The sequence below is a fragment of the Streptomyces sp. NPDC048603 genome (assembly GCF_043199475.1).
GTDB lineage: Bacteria > Actinomycetota > Actinomycetes > Streptomycetales > Streptomycetaceae > Streptomyces.
On sequence record NZ_JBICVY010000015.1, the window covers coordinates 15,244 to 39,055 of the forward strand.

Below are 23,812 nucleotides of genomic sequence, written 5' to 3' on the forward strand. Positions count from 1 at the left end.
GTCGAGACCGACGTGAGGACGAACGTGCTGATTGCCGGATTCCCCGCCGGGGCCTGGGGCACCAACTGCTACCTGGTCGCCCCCGCCGCCGGTGAGGAGTGCGTCATCATCGACCCGGGCCACCAGGCCGCCCAGGGAGTCGAGGAGACGCTGAAGAAGCATCGGCTCAAGCCCGTCGCGGTCGTCCTCACCCACGGCCACATCGACCATGTCGCCTCGGTGGTCCCGGTCTGCGGAGCGCACGACGTCCCCGCCTGGATCCACCCCGAGGACCGCTACATGCTGAGCGACCCGGAGAAGGCCCTCGGCCGCTCCATCGGGATGCCGCTCATGGGCGAGCTGACCGTCGGCGAGCCGGACGACGTCCGCACGCTGACCGACGGCAGCACGCTGAACCTGGCCGGTCTGGAGTTCTCGGTCGCGCACGCGCCCGGCCATACCAAGGGGTCGGTGACCTTCCGGATGCCGGAGGCGGCGGACATCCCGCCGGTCTTCTTCTCCGGTGACCTGCTCTTCGCCGGCTCCATCGGACGCACCGACCTGCCCGGCGGCTCCCACGCCGAGATGCTCGAATCGCTGGCCCGCGTGTGCCTGCCGCTCGAGGACTCGACCGTGGTGCTGTCCGGCCACGGCCCCCAGACCACCATCGGCCGCGAGCGCGCGACCAACCCCTACCTCAGGGAAGTCGCCGCCGGCCTGGGAGACGGCACCGCCGCCCCACGACGAGGAATGTGACGAGAGTTTCGTGAGCACCTTCAAGGCCCCCAAGGGCACGTACGACCTGATCCCGCCGTACTCCGCCAAGTACCTGGCGGTCCGCGAGGCCATCTCCGGCCCGCTGCGCACGTCGGGTTACGGATACATCGAGACCCCCGGCTTCGAGGACGTCAACCTCTTCGCCCGCGGTGTCGGAGAATCGACCGACATCGTCACCAAGGAGATGTACGCCTTCGAGACCAAGGGCGGCGACAGGCTCGCGCTGCGCCCCGAGGGCACCGCCTCCGTGCTGCGCGCCGCCCTGGAGGCGAGCCTGCACAAGCAGGGCAACCTGCCGGTCAAGCTCTGGTACTCCGGCTCGTACTACCGCTACGAGCGCCCGCAGAAGGGCCGCTACCGCCACTTCTCGCAGGTCGGCGCCGAGGCGATCGGCGCCGAGGACCCGGCCCTGGACGCCGAGCTGATCATCCTCGCCGACCAGGCGTACCGCTCGCTGGGCCTGTCGAACTTCCGGATCCTGCTGAACTCGCTGGGCGACAAGGAGTGCCGCCCGGTGTACCGGGAGGCGCTGCAGACCTTCCTGCGCGGGCTGGACCTGGACGAGGAGACCCTGCGCCGTGCCGAGATCAACCCGCTGAGGGTGCTCGACGACAAGCGCGCGGACGTGCAGAAGCAGCTGGTCGACGCGCCGCTGCTGCGCGACTACCTGTGCGACGCCTGCAAGGCGTACCACGAGGAGGTCCGCGCGCTGGTCACCGCGGCGGGCGTGGCCTTCGAGGACGACGTCAAGCTGGTGCGCGGCCTGGACTACTACACCCGCACCACCTTCGAGTTCGTGCACGACGGCCTGGGCGCCCAGTCCGCGGTCGGCGGCGGCGGCCGTTACGACGGCCTGTCCGAGATGATCGGCGGCCCGGCCCTGCCGTCGGTCGGCTGGGCGCTCGGCGTGGACCGCACCGTGCTGGCCCTGGAGGCCGAGGGCATCGAGCTGGACATCCCGGCCGGCACCAGCGTGTTCGCCGTCGCCATCGGCGACGAGGCCCGCCGGCTGCTGTTCGGCAAGGTCACCGAGCTGCGCCGGGCCGGCATCGCCGCGGACTTCGGCTACGGCGGCAAGGGCCTCAAGGGCGCAATGAAGGACGCGAACCGCAGCGGTGCGCGGCTGACCGTGGTCGCCGGCGAGCGGGACCTCGCCGAGGGCGTCGTCCAGCTCAAGGACATGGAGTCCGGCGAGCAGACCGCCGTACCCGTCGACGGGCTCGTCGAGGCGGTCCGCGCCAAGCTGGCCTGAGGGCTGCGGCACGCCGGCAACGCATGATCATCCGCACCCGGTCCGGGGCGTGAACCCAGGACCGGGTGCGGCAGAATGCTCGGCATGACGACATCGGGCGCGGAATCCACACGGACGGTCGGCGGGAGCCGGGCGCTGGCCTGGCTGCTGGTGATCACCGGAGCGGCCGGGCTGCTCGCCGCGTGGGTGATCACCATCGACAAGTTCAAGCTGCTGGAGGACCCGGACTTCGTCCCCGGCTGCAGCTTCAACCCGGTGGTGGCCTGCGGCAGCATCATGAAGTCCGAGCAGGCGTCCGCCTTCGGCTTCCCCAACCCGATGCTGGGCCTGGTGGCCTACGGCATCGTGATCTGCGTGGGCATGAGCCTGCTGGCGGGCGCCCGGTTCCGGGGCTGGTACTGGCTCACCTTCAACGCCGGCACGCTCTTCGGCGTCGGCTTCTGCGCCTGGCTCACCTACCAGTCGCTGTACAACATCAACGCCCTCTGCCTGTGGTGCTGCCTGGCCTGGGTCGCCACCATCGTCATGTTCTGGTACGTCACCGCGCACAACGTCCGCGAGGGGCTGCTCCCGGCGCCGGGCTGGCTGAAGTCCTTCTTCGCCGAGTTCGCCTGGGTGCCGCCGGTGCTGCACATCGGGATCATCGGCATGCTGATCCTGACCCGCTGGTGGGACTTCTGGCTTTCCTGACGCGGGACCGGGCTGTCGGTCCGCTCGCTTAGGCTTCAAGGCGTGGAACCCGATCTGTTCACCGCCGCCGCCGAGGACCGCCAGGAGAAGGACCCGGCGAGCTCACCGCTCGCCGTCCGCATGCGCCCGCGCTCCCTGGACGAGGTCGTCGGCCAGCAGCACCTGCTCAAGCCCGGATCGCCGCTGCGGCGGCTGGTCGGCGAGGGCGGCGGCGGCCCGGCCGGCTCCTCCTCGGTGATCCTCTGGGGGCCTCCCGGCATCGGGAAGACCACCCTGGCGTACGTGGTCAGCCAGGCCACGCAGAAGCGGTTCGTGGAGCTGTCCGCGATCACGGCCGGGGTCAAGGAGGTCCGGGCGGTCATCGACGGAGCCCGCCGGGCGGCCGGCGGGTACGGCAGGGAAACGGTCCTCTTCCTCGACGAGATCCACCGCTTCAGCAAGGCCCAGCAGGACTCGCTGCTGCCGGCGGTGGAGAACCGCTGGGTCACGCTGATCGCCGCCACCACGGAGAACCCGTACTTCTCGGTGATCTCGCCGCTGCTGTCCCGTTCCCTGCTGCTGACCCTGGAGCCGCTGACCGACGGCGACCTCTCCGGGCTGCTGAGCCGGGCCCTGGCGGAGGAGCGGGGCCTGGGCGGTGCGGTGACCCTGGCCGGGGACGCGGAGGCGCACCTGCTCCGGATCGCCGGCGGTGACGCGCGGCGGGCGCTGACCGCGCTGGAGGCGGGCGCGGGTGCCGCGATCGCCAAGGGCGAGCCGGAGATCACCCTCGAGACGCTGGAGGAGACGGTCGACCGCGCGGCGGTGAAGTACGACCGGGACGGCGACCAGCACTACGACGTGGCCTCGGCGCTGATCAAGTCGATCCGCGGTTCGGACGTGGACGCGGCGCTGCACTACCTGGCGCGGATGATCGAGGCGGGGGAGGACCCCCGGTTCATCGCGCGCCGCCTGATGATCTCGGCGAGCGAGGACATCGGCCTGGCGGACCCGACGGCCCTGCCGACGGCGGTCGCCGCGGCCCAGGCGGTCGCGATGATCGGGTTCCCGGAGGCGGCCCTGACCCTCTCCCACTGCACGATCGCCCTGGCGCTCGCCCCGAAGTCGAACACCGCGACGACGGCGATCGGTGCCGCCCTGGCCGACGTACGGGCGGGGCTGGCCGGCCCGGTGCCGCCGCATCTGCGGGACGGGCACTACAAGGGGGCCGCGAAGCTGGGGCACGCGCAGGGGTACGTCTACCCGCACGACGTGCCGGGCGGGATCGCCGCGCAGCAGTACGCGCCGGACACGATCCACGGCAAGCGGTACTACGAGCCGACCCGCTACGGCGCGGAGGCGCGCTACGCCGACGTGGTCGAGCGCGTCCGCGCCCGCCTGCGCGGCGAGGCGTAGGACGTCCGCTGCGCGGGCGTTTCTCTGCGCATGCGCAGCCCGGAGGTCAGGAGCCCGCGGCCGCGAAGAGGCCCTGCATCGCGCGGCGCAGGCTGCACACGTCGGCCACCGGGTCCGGGAAGTCGAAGCGGGCGTCGAAGGAGGGGCCGCCGGCCGCGTCGAGGAAGCGCACCCGCAGCCCGTGCCGGTCCAGGGCCAGCGGCACCGCGGTCAGGGAGTCCGCCGCGCGCGGCCCGAGCAGGCCCCGCAGGTCCGCGAGCCGCTCCGGGTGAGCCGCGTGCAGGTGCTGCAGCAGCTCCGTCTCGTGCCCGGTCAGGGGGTCGGGTCCGGCCGCCGCGAACGCCTCGGGGTCCACCTGCTCGGCGCCCCAGAGGTCGTCCACGCTGATCACCCCGACCTCCAGCCGCAGCAGCATCCAGGCCGGCCGGTCCCCGGGCATCCCCTCGTCGAGGCCGAGCAGCTGGCCGACCGGATGGCGGTCGGCGAGCAGGGCGGCGCAGGACGCCCGTTCGGCGGTGCCGCGCACCGGGGTGAGCCAGCCGGACAGCCAGGCGCGGCCCCGGATACGATGGGGCACGGACACCGGCGCCACATCAGTGATCTCGATCACTGCTGCGAGGTCGTCGTCCTGGGCGTGAGCGGCAGCCCTGGCAGCCGCGGATTCCCCGGAGACAAGGAGAATCACGTCCCCGTCCGGGGTGACGGTCCGTGCGGCCGGCATCCCTGTCCCGAACGCGGCGGGGTCCCCCGGACCCCGTGGGTCACGAGCACCCGCCAGAGTGAGGGATACTGAGGCGTTGGACTCTACGAGGGTTCGTACGCGCTCGGCTCCGGTGAGCTGTCGAGCGCCTTCCCTGGGACGCGGCTGACCTTGCCTACCGTCGTCGTAAGCGGACGTGGATCGTTTCTCGTCCGAACTGCGATGCGCACTGGGCAGGGGGATCCCATGCGGTCGAGACATTACGTCCTCCTCGAAATAAGGTAAGGCTCACCTAACTTACATGGAGGTAGGTTCCACGTGAACCAGGCACGACCCAAGGTCAAGAAGTCGCGTGCTCTCGGCATCGCCCTGACGCCGAAGGCCGTCAAGTACTTCGAGGCCCGCCCTTACCCGCCGGGTGAGCACGGCCGTGGCCGCAAGCAGAACTCGGACTACAAGGTCCGTCTGCTCGAGAAGCAGCGTCTGCGCGCCCAGTACGACATCAGCGAGAAGCAGATGGCGCGCGCGTACGACCGCGCGAAGAAGGTCTCCGGCAAGACCGGCGAGGCCCTGGTCGTCGAGCTCGAGCGTCGTCTGGACGCCCTGGTGCTGCGTTCGGGCATCGCCCGCACCATCTACCAGGCCCGCCAGATGGTCGTCCACGGCCACATCGAGGTCAACGGTGGCAAGGTCGACAAGCCGTCGTTCCGCGTCCGTCCGGACGACGTCATCACCGTGCGCGAGCGCAGCCGCGAGAAGCACCCCTTCCAGGTCGCCCGTGAGGGTGGCTACGCCGGCGAGGGCGAGACCCCGCGTTACCTCCAGGTCAACCTGAAGGCCCTGGCCTTCCGCCTGGACCGCGAGCCGCAGCGCAAGGAGATCCCCGTGATCTGCGACGAGCAGCTCGTCGTCGAGTACTACGCCCGCTGATGCGGTCGTAGCCTCACCCGGCTGTTCGTGAGGCCCGCAGCACCCCTCCGGGGGGCTGCGGGCCTCCGCCGTTTCCGGACCCGGGTCCCTTCGGAGAACGGCCGGCCGCCTCCCGGACCGGCCCCCGCAGCGCACGCTCGGCGAGGGCGTCGACGCCCAGGTCCCGCCCCCGCGCGGCCGCCGCGGCGTACCCGGTCCGCCCCAGCACCTCGCGGCAGCGCTCCTCGCACATCAGCCGCGGCGCGTTGAAGTACCCCGACCCGAAGAGCTGCAGCCCCACCGAGCCCCACACCGGCTCCACCGCCCCCTGCAGCAGTGCCGCCTCCGCCGCGTGCCCCTCGGTGACCGTCACCAGCGCCAGCAGCTCCACCGCCAGCACCAGGCCCACCAGATCACGGAAGGCGTGGTTCACGGCCACGCACTCGGTCAGCAGCCGCCGGGCCGCCGCCGGATCCCCCGCGTCCAGCGCCGCGTACGCCAGCACGTACAGCGCGTACGCCTTCGTCCAGCGCTCGCCGCGCTCCTCGCAGAGCTCCCGCACCTCCTCGCACAGCGACCGCGCCGCCGGCAGGTCGCCCCGGAAGGCCAGCACCATCGCCAGCTCCACCTGGCACATCAGCACGTTGCTGTTCAGCTCACCGGCCGCCCGGTACCGCTCCAGCGCCGACCCCAGCAGCTCGCCCGCCCGCTCCATGTCATCCGACACCAGCGCCAGACAGCCCATCCGGTGCACCGCGTACGCCGTCGCCACCGCGTTCCCGGCCGCCTCCGCCCCCTCCCGGCACTCGTGCAGCGCACCCAGTGCGGCCACCGCGTCGCCCTGCAGCGCCGCCACGTAACCCAGCACCCACAGCGCCTTCAGCCGTGAGGTGTCCGCATCCGTGCCGTGCGCCGCCTCGTGGGCCAGCGCCCGGTCGAGCCAGAGCCGGCCCTCGGTCAGCCGCCCGCAGCCGGCCCAGAAGAACCACAGCGTCCCGGCCAGGAACCGGCCCAGGTGGACCTCCTCGGGATCCTCCAGACAGCAGTCCAGCGCCAGCCGCAGGTTCGGCAGCTCCGCCTCCACCAGCGCGGCCACCTCCGGCTGGCGGTCCCCGAACCAGTCCACCTCGCACCAGGTCGCCAGCCCCAGGTACCAGTCCCGGTGCCGGCGGCGCAGCCGCCCGGTGTCACCCAGCGACTCCAGCCAGCCCGCCCCGTACACCCGTACGGTCTCCAGCATCCGGTAGCGGACCCTCCCCCCGACTCCGCCGGGGGGACCCCCGGCCATCGTGTCCTCCCGGACCAGCAGCGACTGGTCCAGCAGTTCGCCCAGCACGTCCAGCACCTCCTCCACCGGGAGGTCCGGCCCCGCGCACACGTACTCCGCCGCGTCCAGGTCGAACCACCCGGCGAACACCGACAGCCGCGCCCACAGCAGCCGCTCCCGCGCCGTGCACAGCTCGTGGCTCCAGCCGATCGCCGTCCGCAGCGTCCGGTGCCGGGGCAGCACCCCGCGGGTCCCGCCGGTCAGCAGCCGGAACCGGTCGTCCAGCCGGGCCAGCACCTGCTCCGCGGACAGCGCGCGCAGCCGTGCCGCTGCCAGCTCCAGGGCCAGCGGGATCCCGTCCAGCCGTGCGCACACCTCCGCGAGCACCTCCGGGTCCGCGGCGAACCCCGGATCGGCGGCCGCCGCCCGCTCGGTCAGCAGCCGTACGGAGTCCTCGCCGCCCAGGGGCGACAGCGGGAACGCCCGCTCCCCGTCCACCGCGAACGGCCGCCGCCCGGCCGCCAGCACCCGCAGCCCCGGCGCCCGGCCCAGCAGCTCCACCACCAGCCCGGCACACTCGTCGACCAGCTGCTCGAACCCGTCCAGCACCAGCAGGAGCGACCGGTCCGCCAGGTGCTCGGCCAGCACCACCCGGGGCGGACGCACCGTGTGGTCGGTCAGCCCCAGCGACTCGGCGAGCGTCAGCGCCAGCAGCGCGGGATCGCGTACGGCGGACAGCCCGGCCAGCCAGACCCCGTCAGGGAAGCGTTCCTGCGCCGCACGCGCGGCCGCCACCGCCAGCCGGGACTTCCCCACCCCGCCGACCCCGGTCACCGTCACCAGCCGCGAGGACTCCAGCAGCCGCGCCAGCGCCGCGAGTTCGGCACCCCGCCCGATCAGGCCGGTGAGCTCGGAGGGAAGATTGCCGTGGGTCCCGGTCCGCATGGGACACGGAGCGTACTGCTCCGGATGCGCCCCGTACAAGGCGGCCGCTCTCCGGTGGAATTCCGGTACGGAGCGCCACCCCCGGCGCGATAGGGTCGGGGGACGACTTTTCTTACACTTCAGGGAGCGGTGCAACGTGTCCGGTGGAGAGGTGGCCGGGATCATCGTGGCCGTCTTCTGGGCGATCCTCGTCTCCTTCCTCGCGGTGGCGCTGGTGAGGCTGGCGCAGACGCTGAAGGCGGCGACCAAGCTGGTCGCGGACGTGACCGAGCAGGCCGTCCCGCTCCTCGCGGACGCCTCCACCACCGTCCGCTCCGCACGCACCCAGCTCGACAAGGTCGACGCGATCACCAGCGACGTCCAGGAAGTCACCTCCAACGCCTCCGCACTCAGCTCCACCGTGGCCAGCACCTTCGGCGGCCCGCTGGTCAAGGTCGCGGCGTTCGGCTACGGGGTGCGCAAGGCACTGGGCCGTACGGACGACGTGCCCGTGCGCCCGGAGCGACGTAGCGTGATCGTCGGACGGACCGTGCCGGCCGCCCGGCGCCGCAAGCAGAAGGGCTAGACCGCGATGTTCCGCCGCACCTTCTGGTTCACCGCCGGCGCAGCCGCCGGAGTGTGGGCCACCACCAAGGTCAACCGCAAACTGAAGCAGCTGACCCCGGAGAGCCTCGCCGCCCAGGCCGCCGAGAAGGCCGTGGAGGCGGGCCACCGGCTCAAGGACTTCGCCCTCGACGTCAAGGCGGGAATGACCCAGCGCGAGGACGAGCTGAACGATGCACTGGGGCTGACCCAGGACGCCGGCAACCCGGCCCTGACCGACAACGTGCGCGCTCTTCCCGGGCCGCGCCGCCTGCGGGCCATCCAGAACGACAATTCTCGACCCACCTATTCGCACAACCGGAATGAGGACCACTAATGGAGTCGGCTGAGATCCGCCGTCGCTGGCTGAGCTTCTTCGAGGAGCGCGGTCACACCGTCGTCCCTTCGGCGTCGCTCATCGCGGACGACCCGACTCTGCTGCTGGTCAACGCGGGCATGGTGCCGTTCAAGCCGTACTTCCTCGGCGAGACCAAGCCGCCGGCCCCGCGCGCCACCAGCGTGCAGAAGTGCGTCCGCACGCCCGACATCGAAGAGGTCGGCAAGACCACCCGCCACGGCACGTTCTTCCAGATGTGCGGCAACTTCTCCTTCGGTGACTACTTCAAGGAAGGCGCCATCAAGTACGCCTGGGAGCTGCTCACCAGCTCCGTGGCGGACGGCGGCTACGGCCTGGAGCCGGAGAAGCTCTGGATCACCGTCTACCTCGACGACGACGAGGCCGAGACGATCTGGCGCGACGTGATCGGCGTCCCCGCCGAGCGCATCCAGCGCCTGGGCAAGAAGGACAACTTCTGGTCCATGGGCGTGCCCGGCCCCTGCGGCCCCTGTTCCGAGATCAACTACGACCGCGGGCCCGAGTTCGGCGTCGAGGGCGGCCCGGCCGTCAACGACGAGCGGTACGTGGAGATCTGGAACCTCGTCTTCATGCAGTACGAGCGGGGCGCCGGCGAGGGCAAGGAGGACTTCCCGATCCTCGGCGACCTGCCGTCCAAGAACATCGACACCGGTCTCGGCCTCGAGCGCCTGGCGATGATCCTGCAGGGCGTGCAGAACATGTACGAGACCGACACCCTGCGCGTGGTCATGGACAAGGCCACCGAGCTGACCGGCGTGCGCTACGGCCAGGCCAAGGACACCGACGTCTCGATGCGCGTGGTCGCCGACCACATGCGCACCTCCGTCATGCTCATCGGCGACGGCGTCACCCCGGGCAACGAGGGCCGTGGCTACGTGCTGCGCCGCATCATGCGCCGCGCCATCCGCAACATGCGCCTCATGGGCGCCACCGGCCCGGTCGTCCAGGAGCTCATCGACGTCGTCATCGAGACGATGGGGCAGCAGTACCCCGAGCTGGTCACCGACCGCAAGCGCATCGAGACCGTCGCGCTCGCCGAAGAGGCCGCCTTCCTCAAGGCCCTCAAGGGCGGCACCAACATCCTCGACACCGCGGTCACCGAGACCAAGGCCGCCGGCGGCAAGGTCCTCTCCGGCGACAAGGCGTTCCTGCTCCACGACACCTGGGGCTTCCCGATCGACCTCACCCTGGAGATGGCCGCCGAGCAGGGCCTGTCCGTGGACGAGCCCGGGTTCCGCCGCCTGATGCAGGAGCAGCGCGACCGCGCCAAGGCCGACGCCAAGGCCAAGAAGACCGGCCACGCCGACGTCTCCGCCTACCGGCTGGTCGCCGACAACGCCGGCGCCACCGAGTTCACCGGCTACGCCACCACCCAGGGCGAGGCCCGCGTCCTCGGTCTGCTGGTCAACGGCATGCCCTCGCCCGCCGCCTCCGAGGGCGACGAGGTCGAGGTCGTCCTGGACCGGACCCCGTTCTACGCCGAGGGCGGCGGCCAGCTCGCCGACCAGGGCCGCATCAAGCTCGACTCCGGCGCCGTCATCGAGGTCCGCGACGTCCAGCAGCCGGTCCCGGGGCTCTCGGTGCACAAGGGCTCCGTCCAGGTCGGCGAGGTCACCGTGGGCGCCTCCGCGTACGCCGCCATCGACGTCAAGCGCCGCCTGGCCATCGCCCGTGCCCACTCGGCCACCCACCTGACCCACCAGGCGCTGCGCGACGCCCTCGGCCCGACCGCCGCCCAGGCCGGTTCGGAGAACTCGCCGGGCCGCTTCCGCTTCGACTTCGGCTCGCCGAACGCCGTTCCCGGCTCGGTCCTCACCGACGTCGAGCAGAAGATCAACGACGTGCTCTCCCGCGAGCTCGCGGTCACCGCCGAGATCATGAGCATCGACGAGGCGAAGAAGCAGGGCGCCATCGCCGAGTTCGGCGAGAAGTACGGCGAGCAGGTCCGCGTCGTCACCATCGGGGACTTCTCCAAGGAGCTGTGCGGCGGCACGCACGTCGGCAACACCAGCCAGCTGGGTCTGGTGAAACTGCTCGGCGAGTCCTCCATCGGCTCCGGCGTGCGCCGTGTCGAGGCCCTGGTCGGCGTGGACGCGTACAACTTCCTCGCCAAGGAGCACACGGTCGTCGCCCAGCTCCAGGAGCTGGTCAAGGGCCGCCCGGAGGAGCTGCCCGAGAAGATCGCCGCCATGCTCGGCAAGCTGAAGGACGCCGAGAAGGAGATCGAGAAGTTCCGCGCCGAGAAGGTCCTGCAGGCCGCCGCCGGTCTGGCCGCCGGTGCCCAGGACATCCGCGGGGTGGCCGTGGTCACCGGTCAGGTGCCGGACGGCACCGGCGCCGACGACCTGCGCAAGCTGGTCCTCGACGTCCGCGGCCGCATCCAGGGCGACCGCCCGGCCGTGGTGGCCCTGTTCGCCGTGGCGAACGACCGCCCGCTGACCGTCATCGCCACCAACGAGGCGGCCCGCGAGCGCGGCCTCAAGGCCGGTGACCTGGTCCGGACCGCCGCCAAGACCCTCGGCGGCGGCGGTGGCGGCAAGCCCGACGTCGCCCAGGGCGGCGGCCAGAACCCGGTCGCGGTCGGCGACGCCATCGCCGCCGTCGAGCGCCTGGTGGGGGAGACCGCGTAATGCCGCTGCGCCGTGGCCGACGCCTCGCGATCGATGTCGGTGACGCCCGGATCGGGGTCGCCTCGTGCGACCCCGACGGGGTGTTGGCCACACCGGTGGAGACCGTGCCGGGACGCGACGTCCCGGCCGCCCACCGGCGGCTGCGCCAGTTGGTCGAGGAGTACGAGCCTCTTGAAGTGGTGGTCGGCCTCCCGCGTTCGCTCAGCGGACGCGAGGGGCCGGCCGCGGCCAAGGTCCGGGCCTTCGCCACGGAGCTGGCCAAGGGCATCAAGCCGGTGACGGTCCGTCTGGTGGACGAACGGATGACCACGGTCACCGCCGCCCAGGGCCTGCGGGCCTCGGGGAAGAACGCGAAGAAGGGCCGCTCGGTCATCGACCAGGCAGCCGCTGTGATCATTCTTCAAAATGCTCTTGAGACCGAACGGGTATCTGGAAATCCGCCTGGCGAGTGCGTCGAAGTGGTCATCTGATCGCGATACGGTAACGTTCCGCGCGATGTGGCGGCATTCGAACAGCCGTCGGCTATTCGACGCGGCACGGCGCTAGGGGATCGATGACTGAGTATGGGCGGGGCCAGGCCCCCGAACCGTGGCACCCCGCGGACCCCCTCTACGGGGACCCGGGGTGGACGGGAGAGCAGCAGGTCCCGCAGCACTACCCCCAGGCCCACCCCCAGCAGCCGCAGTACCCGGGCCGGCCCTATCCGGACCAGCCCTACCCGGGCGGGCAGTATCCGGACCAGCAGTACCCGGGCCAGCAGTACCAGAACGTCCAGTACCAGGATCCGCAGTACCAGGCTCACCCCCAGGCCCCCCAGTTCCAGCAGCAGCCCCCGCAGTTCCAGCAGGCGCCGCAGTTCCAGCAGCAGTCCCCGCAGTTCCAGCAGCAGGTGCCGCAGGGGCAGCAGCCGTACGCCGGCCAGCAACAGCCGTACGACACCCAGAGCGGCCACTTCCAGACCCCGACCCCGGCTCCGCCGCAGGCGCCGTACGCGGGTGACCCGTACGGCGCGGGCCCGGACCCGTACCCCCAGCAGCAGGCCACCGCCTACCCCGGCGAGACCGCCGACGGCTACGGCACGGAGGAGGCCTACCCTCCGCCGGAGCCCCCGGGCCGCCGCCGGCCGGCTTCCGAATGGCAGGTGGACGGCGAGGACGCCGACCCGGCCGCGGAGGACCGGGCCCGCGACGGTGATGACGGCGGCGACGACGCCGACGACGACGGCACGCCCCCCGGCGCCCGCCGTTCCGCCCGCGGCAAGGGCGGAGACGGCGGCAAGGACGGCGAGGGCAAGACCAAGAAGCGCAAGGGACGCAACGGCGTGGCCTGCCTGTTCGTGGCGCTCGTCCTGGTGGGCGGCGTCGGCGGCGTGGGCTACTACGGCTATTCGTTCCTGCAGGACCGGTTCGGCGCGCCCGAGGACTACACGGGCGAGGGCGGCGACCCGGTCGACGTCGAGATCAAGGCCGGCGCCAACCTCACCGACATGGCCGTCGCCCTCAAGGAAGCCGGCGTCGTCAAGAGCGTCCAGGCCTTCGTGGACGCCGCCAACGCCGACCCCAAGTCGAAGCTGATCCAGCCGGGCCTCTACCCGCTGAAGAAAGGTATGTCCGCCAGGTCAGCTCTCGAGCTGATGAGCGACCCGACGAAGCTGAACGTCCTCACGATCCCCGAGGGCTGGCGCAACGTGCAGATCTACAAGGAGATCGACAAGCGCCTCAGGAAGCCCGACGGGACCACCGCGGAGATCGCCAAGAAGGAGTTCAAGACCTTCGGGCTGCCCGCCTGGGCGAACAACAGCAAGGACATCAAGGACCCGCTGGAAGGCTTCCTCTGGCCGGCCCGCTACGACCTCGGCAAGGACTCGACCCCGCAGTCCCTGCTCAAGCAGATGGTCGCCAAGGCCAACGAGGCCTACACCGAAGAGGACGTACAGGGCCAGGCCGCCAAGCTGGGCCTGGAGAACCCGCTCCAGGTCGTTTCTCTGGCCAGCCTCGTCCAGGCCGAGGGCAACAACAAGCCCGACTTCGACAAGATCGCCCGGGTCATCTACAACCGTCTGGACCCGGACAACACCGAGACCTACGGTCTGCTGGACTTCGACTCCACGATCAACTACATGAAGGGTCAGAGCACGCTGGACGTCGGCTCCGTCGACAAGCTCCGCACGCTCAACGACCCGTACAACACCTACAAGATCAAGGGCCTGCCCCCCGGTCCGATCGGGAACCCCGGTCAGGAGGCCCTGCACTCCGCGCTCAACCCCGAGCCCGGGCCCTGGTTCTACTTCGTCTCCCTGGAGAAGCGGACACTGTTCGCCACCACCAACGAAGAGCACAACCAGAACCGCGCGGAGTACGAGAAGGAAAGGCAAGAGAAGAAGCAGTGAAGCGCGCAGCGGTGCTCGGATCACCCATCGAGCACTCCCTCTCCCCGGTCCTGCACCGCGCCGCCTACGAGGAGCTCGGCCTCGACGACTGGTCCTACGACCGCTTCGAGATCGACGAGGCCGCGCTCCCCGGCTTCGTGGCGGAGCTCGGCCCGGAGTGGGCCGGACTGTCGCTGACCATGCCGCTCAAGCGGGCGATCATCCCGCTGCTGGACGGCATCAGCGACACCGCGGCGTCCGTGGAGGCGGTCAACACCGTCGTCCGCACCGAGGACGGCCGGCTGACCGGCGACAACACCGACATCCCCGGCCTGATCGCGGCGCTCCGGGAGCGGGGCGTGGAGAAGGTGGCCTCGGCGGCCGTGCTGGGCGCCGGTGCCACCGCCTCCTCCGCCCTGGCCGCGCTCTCCCGGATCTGCTCCGGTGAGGTCACCGCGTACGTGCGCTCCCGGGCGCGCGCCGACGAAATGCGGCAGTGGGGCGAGCGGCTCGGGGTGGCCGTGCGCACGGCCGACTGGGCCGATGCCGCGGCCGCCTTCGAGGCGCCCCTGGTGATCGCCACCACCCCGGCCGGGGCCACCGACGCACTGGCCGCCGCGGTGCCGGAGCACCCCGGAACCCTCTTCGACGTGCTCTACGACCCCTGGCCGACGGAGCTGGCCGCGGCCTGGTCCGAGCGGGGCGGGAACCTGCTCGGCGGCCTCGACCTGCTGGTCCACCAGGCGGTGCTCCAGGTCGAACAGATGACCGGGCGTCCGGGGCCGCTGGCGGCCATGCGGGCCGCCGGACAGCGCGCGCTGGACTCCCGAACCGCGCATTCCTGATGCACACCTGACGGACAAGGCGTCCGACAGCTGGACCGGGGCCCGTCATACCCGGCCGGACGTGGGAGGATTCAGTGTGGCGGACCAGGGCTGCGCGCCCCGGTCGGCCCACTGCCGGATCACGCGCGAGCATGAGGAGCATCGTTGAGCAGGTTGCGTTGGCTGACGGCCGGAGAGTCCCACGGACCGGCGCTGGTCGCGACGCTGGAGGGTCTTCCCGCCGGCGTTCCGGTCACCACCGAGCTGGTGGCCGACCACCTGGCTCGGCGTCGGCTGGGCTATGGCCGCGGTGCCCGCATGAAGTTCGAGCAGGACGAGATCACCTTCCTGGGCGGCGTCCGGCACGGTCTGTCCCTCGGGTCGCCCGTCGCCGTGATGGTCGGCAACAGCGAGTGGCCCAAGTGGGAGACCGTGATGTCGGCCGACCCGGTCGACCCGTCGCTGCTCAAGGACACCGGCCGCAACGCGCCGCTGACCCGTCCGCGGCCCGGCCACGCCGACCTGGCCGGCATGCAGAAGTACGGCTTCGACGAGGCCCGGCCGATCCTGGAGCGCGCCAGCGCCCGTGAGACCGCCGCCCGCGTCGCCCTCGGCGCGATCGCCCGCTCCTTCATCAAGGAGGTCGCCGGCATCGAGATCGTCTCCCACGTGGTGGAGCTGGCCGCGGCGAAGGCCCCGTACGGCGTCTACCCGACCCCCGCCGACGTCGAGAAGCTCGACGCCGACCCGGTGCGCTGCCTCGATGCCGACGCGAGCAAGGCGATGGTCGCGGAGATCGACCAGGCGCACAAGGACGGCGACACCCTCGGCGGCGTCGTCGAGGTCCTGGCCTACGGGGTCCCGGTCGGCCTCGGCTCCCACGTCCACTGGGACCGCCGTCTCGACGCCCGTCTCGCCGGCGCCCTCATGGGCATCCAGGCCATCAAGGGCGTCGAGGTCGGCGACGGCTTCGAGCTCGCCCGCGTGCCCGGCTCGAAGGCGCACGACGAGATCGTCTCCACCCCCGAGGGCATCAAGCGCACCTCCGGCCGCGCCGGCGGCACCGAGGGCGGTCTGACCACCGGCGAGCTGCTCCGCGTCCGGGCCGCGATGAAGCCCATCGCGACCGTTCCGCGGGCCCTGGCGACCGTCGACGTCGCCACCGGTGAGGCGGCCGCCGCCCACCACCAGCGCTCCGACGTCTGCGCCGTCCCCGCCGCCGGCATCGTCGCCGAGGCCATGGTCGCCCTGGTGCTGGCCGACGCCGTGGTGGAGAAGTTCGGCGGCGACTCGGTCGCCGAGACCCGCCGCAACGTGCAGTCCTACCTCGACAACCTGCAGATCCGGTGACCGGCGGACCACTGGTCGTCCTCGTCGGGCCCATGGGATCCGGCAAGTCCACGGTGGGGGCGCTCCTGGCCGCACGGCTCGGCGTCCCCTACCGGGACACCGACGCCGACATCGTCGCGAACGAGGGCCGCGAGATCGCGGACATCTTCGTGAACGACGGCGAGGAGCACTTCCGGGCGCTGGAGCGGGAAGCCGTCGCCGCGGCGGTCACCGGGCACACCGGTGTCCTCGCCCTCGGCGGCGGTGCCGTCCTGGACGAGGGGACCCGCCGGCTGCTGACCGGGCTGCCGGTCGCCTACCTGTCGATGGACGTGGAGGAGGCCGTGCGCCGGGTCGGCCTGAACACCGCCCGCCCGCTGCTGGCCGTCAATCCCCGCCGCACGTGGCGCGAGCTGATGGAGGCCCGCCGCCACCTCTACACCGAAGTCGCACGCGTCGTCGTGGCCACCGACGACCGCACCCCCGAAGAGGTCGCGCAGGCGGTCCTCGACGCACTGGAGCTGAAGGACTCATGACGGAGCAGGACACCGACCAGCAGGTGACGCGGATCCACGTCGGCGGCAGCGCCGGTCACGACCCGTACGAGGTTCTGGTCGGGCACCAGCTGCTCGGCGAGCTCGCCGGGCTGGTGGGCACGAAGGCCCAGCGGGTCGCCGTGATCCACCCGGAGGCCCTGGCCTCCACCGGCGAGGCCCTCCGCGACGACCTCGCCGAGCAGGGTTACGAGGCGGTCGCCATCCAGGTGCCGAACGCCGAGGAGGCCAAGACCGCCGAGGTCGCCGCCTACTGCTGGAAGGCGCTCGGCCAGTCCGGCTTCACCCGCACCGACGTCATCGTCGGCGTGGGCGGCGGCGCCACCACCGACCTGGCGGGCTTCGTCGCGGCCAGCTGGCTGCGCGGGGTGCGCTGGATCGCCGTCCCCACCACCGTGCTCGCCATGGTGGACGCGGCGGTCGGCGGCAAGACCGGCATCAACACCGCCGAGGGCAAGAACCTCGTCGGCGCCTTCCACCCGCCGGCCGGGGTCCTCTGCGACCTCGCCGCACTCGAATCCCTGCCGGTCAACGACTACGTGTCCGGCCTCGCCGAGATCATCAAGGCCGGCTTCATCGCCGACCCGGTGATCCTCGACCTGATCGAGGCGGACCCGCAGGGCGCCCGTACGCCCGCCGGCCCGCACACGGCCGAGCTGATCGTCCGCTCCATCCAGGTGAAGGCCGACGTGGTCTCCAGCGACCTGAAGGAATCCGGGCTGCGGGAGATCCTCAACTACGGCCACACCCTCGCGCACGCCATCGAGAAGAACGAGCGCTACAAGTGGCGGCACGGCGCCGCCGTGTCCGTGGGCATGGTCTTCGCCGCCGAGCTGGGCCGGCTGGCCGGACGCCTGGACGACGCCACCGCCGACCGGCACAAGGCGATCCTGGCCTCCGTCGGGCTGCCGCTCACCTACCGCGGCGACCAGTGGCCCAAGCTGCTCCAGACCATGCAGGTCGACAAGAAGTCGCGGGGCAACCTGCTGCGCTTCATCGTCCTCGACGGCCTGGCCAAGCCGACGGTCCTGGAGGGCCCCGACCCGGCCCACCTGATCGCCGCGTACGGCGAGGTGTCGGCATGAGCGCCGAGGTCCGCAAGGTCCTGGTGATCAACGGCCCGAACCTGGGCCGGCTCGGCTCCCGCGAGCCCGACGTGTACGGGGCCACCTCGTACGCCGGCCTGGTGGAGAGCTGCACCAAGCTCGGCGCGGAGCTCGGCTTCGACGTCGAGGTCCGGGAGACCAACGACGAGGGCGAGCTCGTCCGCTGGCTGCACGAGGCCGCGGACGGGCGGATCCCGGTGGTCATCAACCCCGGCGCGTTCACGCACTACTCGTACGCGATGCGGGACGCCGCGGCCCAGCGCACCGCACCCCTGATCGAGGTGCACATCTCCAACCCGTACGCTCGGGAGGAGTTCCGGCACACCTCGGTCATCGCCGCCGTGGCCACCGGCACGGTGGCCGGCTTCGGCCTCGGCTCCTACCGGCTGGCGCTGCGCGCACTGGCGGAGGAAGTCTCCGGCTGAGATAACGTTCTCGCATCAGCAGCCGGCCGTGAACGAGACGGGCCGGCCGTGACCGGGACGGAGTGGCAGCGGATGCAGCACGGAGTGGGGGGCTGGGGGCCGCCGGGGCATCACCCGGGCGTGCCCCCGCAACCGCCGATACCCCCCGCGCAGGGCTGGCCGGGTTCCCCGGTCGCCCCGGTGCCGGAGGCCACCGGCCACATTCCGCTGCCTCCGCCGGCCGCGCCCGGCACCGGCGCGGCCACCCTCTCGGTCCTGCTGATCGGCCCGGCCGGGGCCGGCAAGACGACGGTGGCCCGGCACTGGGCCGGAACCCGCCCGGTGGCCACCGCGCACATCAGCCTCGACGACGTCCGTGAATGGGTCTGCGCCGGGTTCGCGGACCCTCAGGCGGGCTGGAACGAGCACTCCGAGGCGCAGTACCGCCTCGCCCGCCGCACCTGCGGCTTCGCCGCCCGGAACTTCCTGGCCAACGGGATCTCCTGCATCGTCGACGACGCGGTGTTCCCCGACCGGCCGGTGGTGGGGCTCGGCGGCTGGAAGCGTCACATGGGCCCGGGACTGCTCCCGGTGGTCCTGCTGCCCGGCCTGGAGATCGTGCTCGAACGCAACGCGGAGCGCTCGGGCAACCGCCGGCTCTCCGACGAGGAAGTCGCCCGCATCCACGGCCGCATGGCCGGCTGGTACGGCTCGGGCCTCCCGATCATCGACAACTCGAACCTGGACGTGGAAGCCACGTCCCGGGCCCTGGACGAGGCGTTGGCGCGGGCCCTGACCGCCCCACCCCGCTGGTAGCCGCCTCGCGGGCTCCCGCGACGACCCGGCCGGACGCGCTCGGCGCGCAGGGTCGGGGCCGCGCAAATACGCTCGAACCATGTCCGACGTGTACGCCGCCCGCCGAGCCGTGCTTCGCGACCGCTGCGCCGCAGCCGGCAACACCGCCGCCCTGATCACGCGTCCGGCGAACGTCCGCTACCTCGCCGGTGCCAGCCCGGCCGGCGCCGTGCTGCTGGTGGGCACGGCCGACGACGTGCTCTTCAGCCCCGGGGCGCCCACCGGCGAGCCGGACGAGGGCCGGCTGGACGAACAGCTGGCGGTGACCGTGCTGGCCACCCCCGGCGCGGATCCCGCGGTCGCCGCGGCCGACCTCGCCGCGAGCCCCGCCGTCCTCGCCGAGACCCTGGCCGTGGAGGAACACCACCTCACCGTCGCCCGGCACCGGGCCCTGCGCTCCGTCGCCCCCAGGCTGCGCCTGGCCGACCTCGGCACCGCCGTGGAGCAGCAGCGGCTGGTCAAGGACGAGGAGGAGATCGCCTGTCTGCGGATCGCCGCCGAGATCGCCGACCAGGCGCTGGGCGAGCTGCTGGAGTCGATCCTGGTCGGCCGGACGGAGCGGCACCTCGCGCTCGAACTGGAGCGGCGGCTCGTCGACCACGGCGCCGACGGCCCCGCCTTCCCCACCTCGGTGGGCACCGGCCCGAACTCCGGCCGGTCCCGCCACCGCCCGTCCGACCGCCGGGTCGAGGAGGGCGACTTCCTCTCGGTCTGCCTGGGCGCCGCGTACCGCGGCTACCGCTGCGAGATCGGCCGTACCTTCGTGATCGGCACCACTCCCGCCGACTGGCAGATCGAGCTGTACGACCTCGTGTTCGCGGCCCAGCGGGCCGGCCGCGAGGCCCTGGTACCCGGCGCCGCCTACCGGGACGTGGATCATGCCGCGCGCTCGGTGCTGGACTCCGCGGGGCACGGCGAGGCGCTCGCGCCCTGGACCGGTCACGGTGTCGGTCTCGAAATCGACGAGGACCCGCAGCTTGCACCTGCGGCCATGGGTAAACTGGACGCTTGCGTGCCGGTCACCGTCGAACCGGGGGTTCACCTCCCCGGCCGGGGAGGTGTCCGGATCGATGACACGCTCGTCGTGCGCCCCGAGGCGGACGGCGGTCCCGAGCTACTCACCATTACGACCAAGGAGCTGCTCGCGCTGTAGCCACGCAGGCTGTGCGCACACCCTCGGTCTTCCAGTGCAGGAGATTCCGCAACCGTGGCTTCCACGAACGACCTCAAGAACGGCATGGTGCTCAAGCTCGACGGCGGCCAGCTCTGGTCCGTAGTCGAGTTCCAGCACGTCAAGCCCGGCAAGGGCCCGGCCTTCGTGCGCACCAAGCTCAAGAACGTGCTGTCCGGCAAGGTCGTGGACAAGACCTTCAACGCGGGTGTGAAGGTCGACACGGCCACCATCGACCGCCGCGACATGCAGTTCTCCTACATGGACGGCGAGTACTTCGTCTTCATGGACATGGAGACCTACGACCAGCTGCACGTCGACCGCAAGGCCGTCGGCGACGCCGCCAACTTCCTGATCGAGGGCTTCACCGCCACCGTCGCCCGCCACGAGGGCGAGGTGCTCTACGTCGAGCTCCCGGCCGCCGTCGAGCTGGTCATCCAGCACACCGACCCGGGCGTCCAGGGCGACCGCTCCACCGGTGGCACCAAGCCGGCCACCCTGGAGACCGGCCACGAGATCCAGGTCCCGCTCTTCGTCACCACGGGCGAGAAGGTCAAGGTCGACACCCGCACCAGCGACTACCTCGGCCGGGTGAGCAGCTAACCGTGGCTGCCCGCAGCAACGCGCGCAAGCGCGCCTTCCAGATCCTCTTCGAGGCCGACCAGCGCGGGGTCCCCGTGCGCGAGGTCCTCGCGGACTGGATCCGCCACTCGCGGAGCGACACCCGCCAGCCCCCCGTCAGCGAGTTCACCATGAATCTCGTGGAGGGCTACGCCGAACGGGTGAACCGGATCGACGACCTCATCGTCACCTACGCCGTGGACTGGGACCTCGACCGCATGCCGGTCGTGGACCGGAACATCGTGCGCCTGGGCGCCTACGAGCTGATCTGGGTGGACGAGACCCCGGACGCCGTGGCGATCGACGAGGCGGTCCAGCTCGCCAAGGAGTTCTCCACGGATGACTCCCCGGCGTTCGTGAACGGGCTGCTCGGCCGTTTCAAGGACCTCAAGCCCAGCCTCCGCCGCGGCGAGGACTGAGCGGCGAGGACCGGGAGAGTCCGGCCATACGGAAGGGCCCGCAGCGCACATGCGCTGCGGGCCCTTCCGTTACCGCGTATACGTTTCTTCAGATGTGTGGGGCCGCGACCCGGCGAGGATCAGGCTTCCTCGTGGGCGACGGCGCGGCGCGCGTCCGCGTCCAGCACGCCCCAGCTGATCAGCTGCTCGGTCAGGACCGAGGGGGACTGGTCGTAGATGACCGCCAGCGTCCGCAGGTCGTCCTGGCGGATCGACAGCACCTTGCCGTTGTAGTCGCCGCGCTGGCTCTGGATGGTGGCGGCGTAGCGCTGCAGCGGACCGGCCTTCTCGGCGGGCACGTGGGCCAGCCGCTCCAGGTCCAGACGCAGCTTCGGCGGCGGCTCGGCCGCACCGCCGGGGGTGGTGCCCGGCAGGAGTTCCTGCACCGGCACGCCGTAGAAGTCCGCGAGCTCGGCGAGGCGCTGGACGGTCACGGCGCGGTCCCCGCGCTCGTACGACCCGACCACCACTGCCTTCCACCGGCCCTGCGACTTCTCCTCGACACCGTGGAGGGAGAGGCCCTGCTGGGTGCGGATGGCGCGGAGCTTGGCCCCGAGCTGTTTGGCGTATTCGCTGGACATAACGCTCCCGGACGCTGTGACGCTGTGACTACTGGGCACTGCGATGACATGACGTTGTGACGACATGACACCGTGACTACTTGACCACATGCGGCTCCGCCGTGCGGCTGGTAACTCACTGTGAGGTTACGCAGCGTTACTTGGCTGCGTCAAGCCGAATGGATCGGCTCGCACCCCTGCGAGGGATCTTCGTGGCCCCCCGCGCGGAGCCCGGTGGAGGGCCCTGGTAACGTGGCTACCGCACAGAAGTGCACAGACGTCCTTTAAGAACCGTCCCGTGAGGCGGAGAAGGAGGTCCTTTACATGGACGCCCAGGCTGCTCAGCTCGAGACCGGCGACGCCCGCCCCGTTCTGGAGGCGCAGGACATCGCCCGGGTCCTCACCCGTATCGCCCACGAGATCGTCGAACGCGCCAAGGGCGCCGACGACGTGGTGCTCCTCGGCATTCCCACCCGCGGTGTGTTCCTCGCCCGCCGGCTGGCCGCGAAACTCGAAGAGATCACCGGCAGCAAGATCCCGGTCGGCTCCCTCGACATCACCATGTACCGCGACGACCTGCGGATGAAGCCCGCCCGCGCGATCGGCCGCACCGAGATCCCCGGTGACGACATCGACGGCCGGCTCGTGGTCCTCGTCGACGACGTGCTCTTCTCCGGTCGCACCATCCGCGCCGCGCTGGACGCCCTCGGCGACCTCGGCCGACCGCGCGCCGTGCAGCTCGCGGTCCTCGTCGACCGGGGCCACCGCGAGCTCCCCATCCGCGCCGACTACGTCGGCAAGAACCTCCCCACGTCGCTGCGGGAGGCCGTCAAGGTCCAGCTCCAGGAGGAGGACGGCCGTGACGCCGTACTGCTCGGCCAGCGGACCGACCGGGCAGCCGGGCAGCAGTAGCCCGAACGGGTGACAGGTCCGGGATCCGGACCTGCGCCTCAGCGTGCCCTGCGCCGCCCGACTCGCCCCGTTCTGCCCCGTGCCCGCCGGCACCCGGGCCACCACGGTGCCCACGCCGTACCCGCTGATCCTCCCGACCTCTACGGAGCACCCAGATGAAGCGCCACCTCATCTCGGCCGCCGACCTCACGCGCGACGACGCCGTCCTCATCCTCGACACCGCCGAGGAGATGGCCCGCGTCGCGGACCGGCCGATCAAGAAGCTGCCCACCCTGCGCGGCCGCACGATCTGCAACCTGTTCTTCGAGGACTCCACCCGCACCCGGATCTCCTTCGAGGCCGCCGAGAAGCGCCTCTCCGCAGACGTCATCAACTTCGCCGCCAAGGGCTCCTCGGTCTCCAAGGGCGAGTCCCTGAAGGACACCGCCCAGACCCTGGAGGCCATGGGCGTCGACGCCGTGGTCATCCGGCACCACGCCTCCGGCGCCCCCTACCGGCTCGCCACCTCCGGCTGGATCGACGCCCCGGTCATCAACGCCGGCGACGGCACCCACCAGCACCCCACCCAGGCCCTGCTCGACGCCTTCACCATGCGCCGCCGCCTGGTCGGCCGGGACGCCGGCCTCGGCAAGGGCCTCGACGGCCGCCGCATCACCCTCGTCGGCGACGTCCTGCACAGCCGCGTCGCCCGTTCCAACGTGGACCTGCTGCACACCCTCGGCGCCGAGGTCACCCTGGTCGCCCCGCCCACCCTGGTCCCGGTCGGCATCGAGAACTGGCCCTGCGAGGTCTCGTACAGCCTCGACGAGGTGCTGCCGAAGTCCGACGCGGTGATGATGCTGCGTGTGCAGCGCGAGCGGATGAACGCCGCCTTCTTCCCCACCGAGCGCGAGTACTCGCGCCGCTACGGCCTGGACGCCGAGCGCATGGGCAAGATGCCCGACCACGCCATCGTCATGCACCCCGGCCCGATGGTCCGCGGCATGGAGATCACCGCCGAGGTCGCCGACTCCGACCGCTGCACGGTCGTCGAGCAGGTCGCCAACGGCGTGTCCATCCGCATGGCCGTCCTCTACCTGCTCCTGGGCGGCTCCGAGCCCGCCGTGACCACCACCCCCGCCGCCGCCCGTACCGAGGAGACGAAGTAA

The 23,812-nt window shown here is 71.6% G+C and carries 24 protein-coding genes; 21 read left to right on the forward strand and 3 right to left on the reverse strand.

The genetic code is table 11. The annotated features are described in order from the left end of the window. Nucleotides 1–24: 24 nt before the first annotated feature. From ACGFQ9_RS31305 to ACGFQ9_RS31320, 4 genes are all read left to right on the forward strand, one after another. Nucleotides 25–735 (forward strand): MBL fold metallo-hydrolase, encoded by a 711-nt coding sequence (locus tag ACGFQ9_RS31305; RefSeq protein ID WP_393578495.1) that lies wholly within the window; start codon nt 25–27, stop codon nt 733–735. Nucleotides 736–745: 10 nt separating this feature from the next. Further along, nucleotides 746–2,008, forward strand: coding sequence for a histidine--tRNA ligase (gene hisS, locus ACGFQ9_RS31310; RefSeq protein ID WP_393578496.1), 1,263 nt, complete (start codon nt 746–748; stop codon nt 2,006–2,008). A gap of 84 nt (nt 2,009–2,092) precedes the next feature. Next, complete coding sequence (locus tag ACGFQ9_RS31315; protein WP_393578498.1) at nt 2,093–2,698, forward strand: vitamin K epoxide reductase family protein; 606 nt, start codon at nt 2,093–2,095, stop codon at nt 2,696–2,698. A gap of 42 nt (nt 2,699–2,740) precedes the next feature. After that, entirely contained in the window at nt 2,741–4,093 is a 1,353-nt protein-coding gene (locus ACGFQ9_RS31320) for a replication-associated recombination protein A (protein WP_393578500.1), read from the forward strand. Nucleotides 4,094–4,139: 46 nt separating this feature from the next. Here ACGFQ9_RS31320 and ACGFQ9_RS31325 read toward each other — a convergent pair whose 3' ends face one another. Next, nucleotides 4,140–4,814 (reverse strand): DUF2470 domain-containing protein, encoded by a 675-nt coding sequence (locus ACGFQ9_RS31325; protein ID WP_393578501.1) that lies wholly within the window; start codon nt 4,812–4,814, stop codon nt 4,140–4,142. Between the two features lie 297 nt (nt 4,815–5,111). On the opposite strand from ACGFQ9_RS31325, the gene rpsD reads away from it, so the two are divergent. Continuing rightward, entirely contained in the window at nt 5,112–5,723 is a 612-nt protein-coding gene (gene rpsD / locus ACGFQ9_RS31330; RefSeq protein WP_393578503.1) for a 30S ribosomal protein S4, read from the forward strand. A gap of 13 nt (nt 5,724–5,736) precedes the next feature. On the opposite strand, the gene ACGFQ9_RS31335 is transcribed toward rpsD, so the two are convergent. Further along, on the reverse strand, nt 5,737–7,914 hold the full coding sequence (locus ACGFQ9_RS31335) for an ATP-binding protein (RefSeq protein WP_393578505.1): 2,178 nt from the start codon (nt 7,912–7,914) through the stop codon (nt 5,737–5,739). Nucleotides 7,915–8,050: 136 nt separating this feature from the next. Here ACGFQ9_RS31335 and ACGFQ9_RS31340 point away from each other — a divergent pair, with 136 nt between their 5' ends. The 14 genes from ACGFQ9_RS31340 (at nt 8,051) to nusB (ending at nt 21,153) form a co-directional block, all read left to right on the forward strand. Beyond that, the gene (locus ACGFQ9_RS31340; RefSeq protein ID WP_393578506.1) at nt 8,051–8,479 is read left to right on the forward strand and encodes a DUF948 domain-containing protein; all 429 of its coding nucleotides are present in this window, start codon (nt 8,051–8,053) and stop codon (nt 8,477–8,479) included. 6 nt (nt 8,480–8,485) lie between these two features. Then, nucleotides 8,486–8,833: a DUF6167 family protein gene (locus ACGFQ9_RS31345; RefSeq protein WP_393578507.1), complete on the forward strand. Its 348-nt coding sequence runs from the start codon at nt 8,486–8,488 to the stop codon at nt 8,831–8,833. Next, entirely contained in the window at nt 8,833–11,502 is a 2,670-nt protein-coding gene (alaS, locus tag ACGFQ9_RS31350) for an alanine--tRNA ligase (RefSeq protein ID WP_393578509.1), read from the forward strand. The genes ACGFQ9_RS31345 and alaS overlap by 1 nt, the downstream gene beginning before the upstream one ends. After that, nucleotides 11,502–11,972 (forward strand): Holliday junction resolvase RuvX, encoded by a 471-nt coding sequence (ruvX, locus tag ACGFQ9_RS31355; RefSeq protein ID WP_393578510.1) that lies wholly within the window; start codon nt 11,502–11,504, stop codon nt 11,970–11,972. The genes alaS and ruvX overlap by 1 nt, the downstream gene beginning before the upstream one ends. Before the next feature lie 83 nt (nt 11,973–12,055). After that, complete coding sequence (mltG, locus tag ACGFQ9_RS31360) at nt 12,056–13,891, forward strand: endolytic transglycosylase MltG (protein WP_393578511.1); 1,836 nt, start codon at nt 12,056–12,058, stop codon at nt 13,889–13,891. Next, nucleotides 13,888–14,715 carry a shikimate dehydrogenase gene (locus ACGFQ9_RS31365; protein ID WP_393578513.1) on the forward strand — a complete coding sequence of 276 codons (828 nt, stop codon included), beginning with the start codon at nt 13,888–13,890 and terminating at the stop codon, nt 14,713–14,715. Before mltG ends, ACGFQ9_RS31365 begins: the two co-directional genes overlap by 4 nt. Before the next feature lie 144 nt (nt 14,716–14,859). Next, entirely contained in the window at nt 14,860–16,044 is a 1,185-nt protein-coding gene (aroC, locus tag ACGFQ9_RS31370; protein WP_393578514.1) for a chorismate synthase, read from the forward strand. Beyond that, nucleotides 16,041–16,559, forward strand: coding sequence for a shikimate kinase (locus ACGFQ9_RS31375; protein WP_393578515.1), 519 nt, complete (start codon nt 16,041–16,043; stop codon nt 16,557–16,559). The genes aroC and ACGFQ9_RS31375 overlap by 4 nt, the downstream gene beginning before the upstream one ends. Then, a complete protein-coding gene (gene aroB, locus ACGFQ9_RS31380) occupies nt 16,556–17,662 on the forward strand; it encodes a 3-dehydroquinate synthase (protein WP_393578516.1) in 1,107 nt (368 codons plus the stop codon). Before ACGFQ9_RS31375 ends, aroB begins: the two co-directional genes overlap by 4 nt. Next, a complete protein-coding gene (gene aroQ, locus ACGFQ9_RS31385; protein WP_393578517.1) occupies nt 17,659–18,108 on the forward strand; it encodes a type II 3-dehydroquinate dehydratase in 450 nt (149 codons plus the stop codon). Before aroB ends, aroQ begins: the two co-directional genes overlap by 4 nt. 72 nt (nt 18,109–18,180) lie before the next feature. After that, entirely contained in the window at nt 18,181–18,903 is a 723-nt protein-coding gene (locus tag ACGFQ9_RS31390; protein ID WP_393578736.1) for an AAA family ATPase, read from the forward strand. Between the two features lie 79 nt (nt 18,904–18,982). Then, nucleotides 18,983–20,095: an aminopeptidase P family protein gene (locus tag ACGFQ9_RS31395; protein ID WP_393578518.1), complete on the forward strand. Its 1,113-nt coding sequence runs from the start codon at nt 18,983–18,985 to the stop codon at nt 20,093–20,095. Nucleotides 20,096–20,149: 54 nt separating this feature from the next. Continuing rightward, on the forward strand, nt 20,150–20,716 hold the full coding sequence (efp, locus tag ACGFQ9_RS31400) for an elongation factor P (protein ID WP_393578520.1): 567 nt from the start codon (nt 20,150–20,152) through the stop codon (nt 20,714–20,716). Nucleotides 20,717–20,718: 2 nt separating this feature from the next. Beyond that, the gene (nusB, locus tag ACGFQ9_RS31405; RefSeq protein WP_393578522.1) at nt 20,719–21,153 is read left to right on the forward strand and encodes a transcription antitermination factor NusB; all 435 of its coding nucleotides are present in this window, start codon (nt 20,719–20,721) and stop codon (nt 21,151–21,153) included. A gap of 119 nt (nt 21,154–21,272) precedes the next feature. Here nusB and bldD read toward each other — a convergent pair whose 3' ends face one another. Beyond that, entirely contained in the window at nt 21,273–21,773 is a 501-nt protein-coding gene (gene bldD / locus ACGFQ9_RS31410; RefSeq protein WP_125645028.1) for a transcriptional regulator BldD, read from the reverse strand. Between the two features lie 303 nt (nt 21,774–22,076). Here bldD and pyrR point away from each other — a divergent pair, with 303 nt between their 5' ends. Continuing rightward, nucleotides 22,077–22,664: a bifunctional pyr operon transcriptional regulator/uracil phosphoribosyltransferase PyrR gene (gene pyrR, locus ACGFQ9_RS31415; protein WP_393578524.1), complete on the forward strand. Its 588-nt coding sequence runs from the start codon at nt 22,077–22,079 to the stop codon at nt 22,662–22,664. A gap of 155 nt (nt 22,665–22,819) precedes the next feature. After that, nucleotides 22,820–23,812, forward strand: coding sequence for an aspartate carbamoyltransferase catalytic subunit (locus ACGFQ9_RS31420; RefSeq protein WP_393578525.1), 993 nt, complete (start codon nt 22,820–22,822; stop codon nt 23,810–23,812).

Bases quoted from the DNA above. Each gene is read 5' to 3' on its own strand.
- bldD (WP_125645028.1), bottom strand. From the start codon at position 21,773: ATGTCCAGCGAATACGCCAAACAGCTCGGGGCCAAGCTCCGCGCCATC.
- aroQ (WP_393578517.1), top strand. From the start codon at position 17,659: ATGAGCGCCGAGGTCCGCAAGGTCCTGGTGATCAACGGCCCGAACCTG.
- ACGFQ9_RS31390 (WP_393578736.1), top strand. From the start codon at position 18,181: ATGCAGCACGGAGTGGGGGGCTGGGGGCCGCCGGGGCATCACCCGGGC.
- alaS (WP_393578509.1), top strand. From the start codon at position 8,833: ATGGAGTCGGCTGAGATCCGCCGTCGCTGGCTGAGCTTCTTCGAGGAG.
- ACGFQ9_RS31325 (WP_393578501.1), bottom strand. From the start codon at position 4,814: ATGCCGGCCGCACGGACCGTCACCCCGGACGGGGACGTGATTCTCCTT.
- ACGFQ9_RS31395 (WP_393578518.1), top strand. From the start codon at position 18,983: ATGTCCGACGTGTACGCCGCCCGCCGAGCCGTGCTTCGCGACCGCTGC.
- pyrR (WP_393578524.1), top strand. From the start codon at position 22,077: ATGGACGCCCAGGCTGCTCAGCTCGAGACCGGCGACGCCCGCCCCGTT.
- ACGFQ9_RS31345 (WP_393578507.1), top strand. From the start codon at position 8,486: ATGTTCCGCCGCACCTTCTGGTTCACCGCCGGCGCAGCCGCCGGAGTG.
- ACGFQ9_RS31335 (WP_393578505.1), bottom strand. From the start codon at position 7,914: ATGCGGACCGGGACCCACGGCAATCTTCCCTCCGAGCTCACCGGCCTG.
- aroB (WP_393578516.1), top strand. From the start codon at position 16,556: ATGACGGAGCAGGACACCGACCAGCAGGTGACGCGGATCCACGTCGGC.
- ruvX (WP_393578510.1), top strand. From the start codon at position 11,502: ATGCCGCTGCGCCGTGGCCGACGCCTCGCGATCGATGTCGGTGACGCC.
- ACGFQ9_RS31315 (WP_393578498.1), top strand. From the start codon at position 2,093: ATGACGACATCGGGCGCGGAATCCACACGGACGGTCGGCGGGAGCCGG.
- mltG (WP_393578511.1), top strand. From the start codon at position 12,056: ATGACTGAGTATGGGCGGGGCCAGGCCCCCGAACCGTGGCACCCCGCG.
- ACGFQ9_RS31420 (WP_393578525.1), top strand. From the start codon at position 22,820: ATGAAGCGCCACCTCATCTCGGCCGCCGACCTCACGCGCGACGACGCC.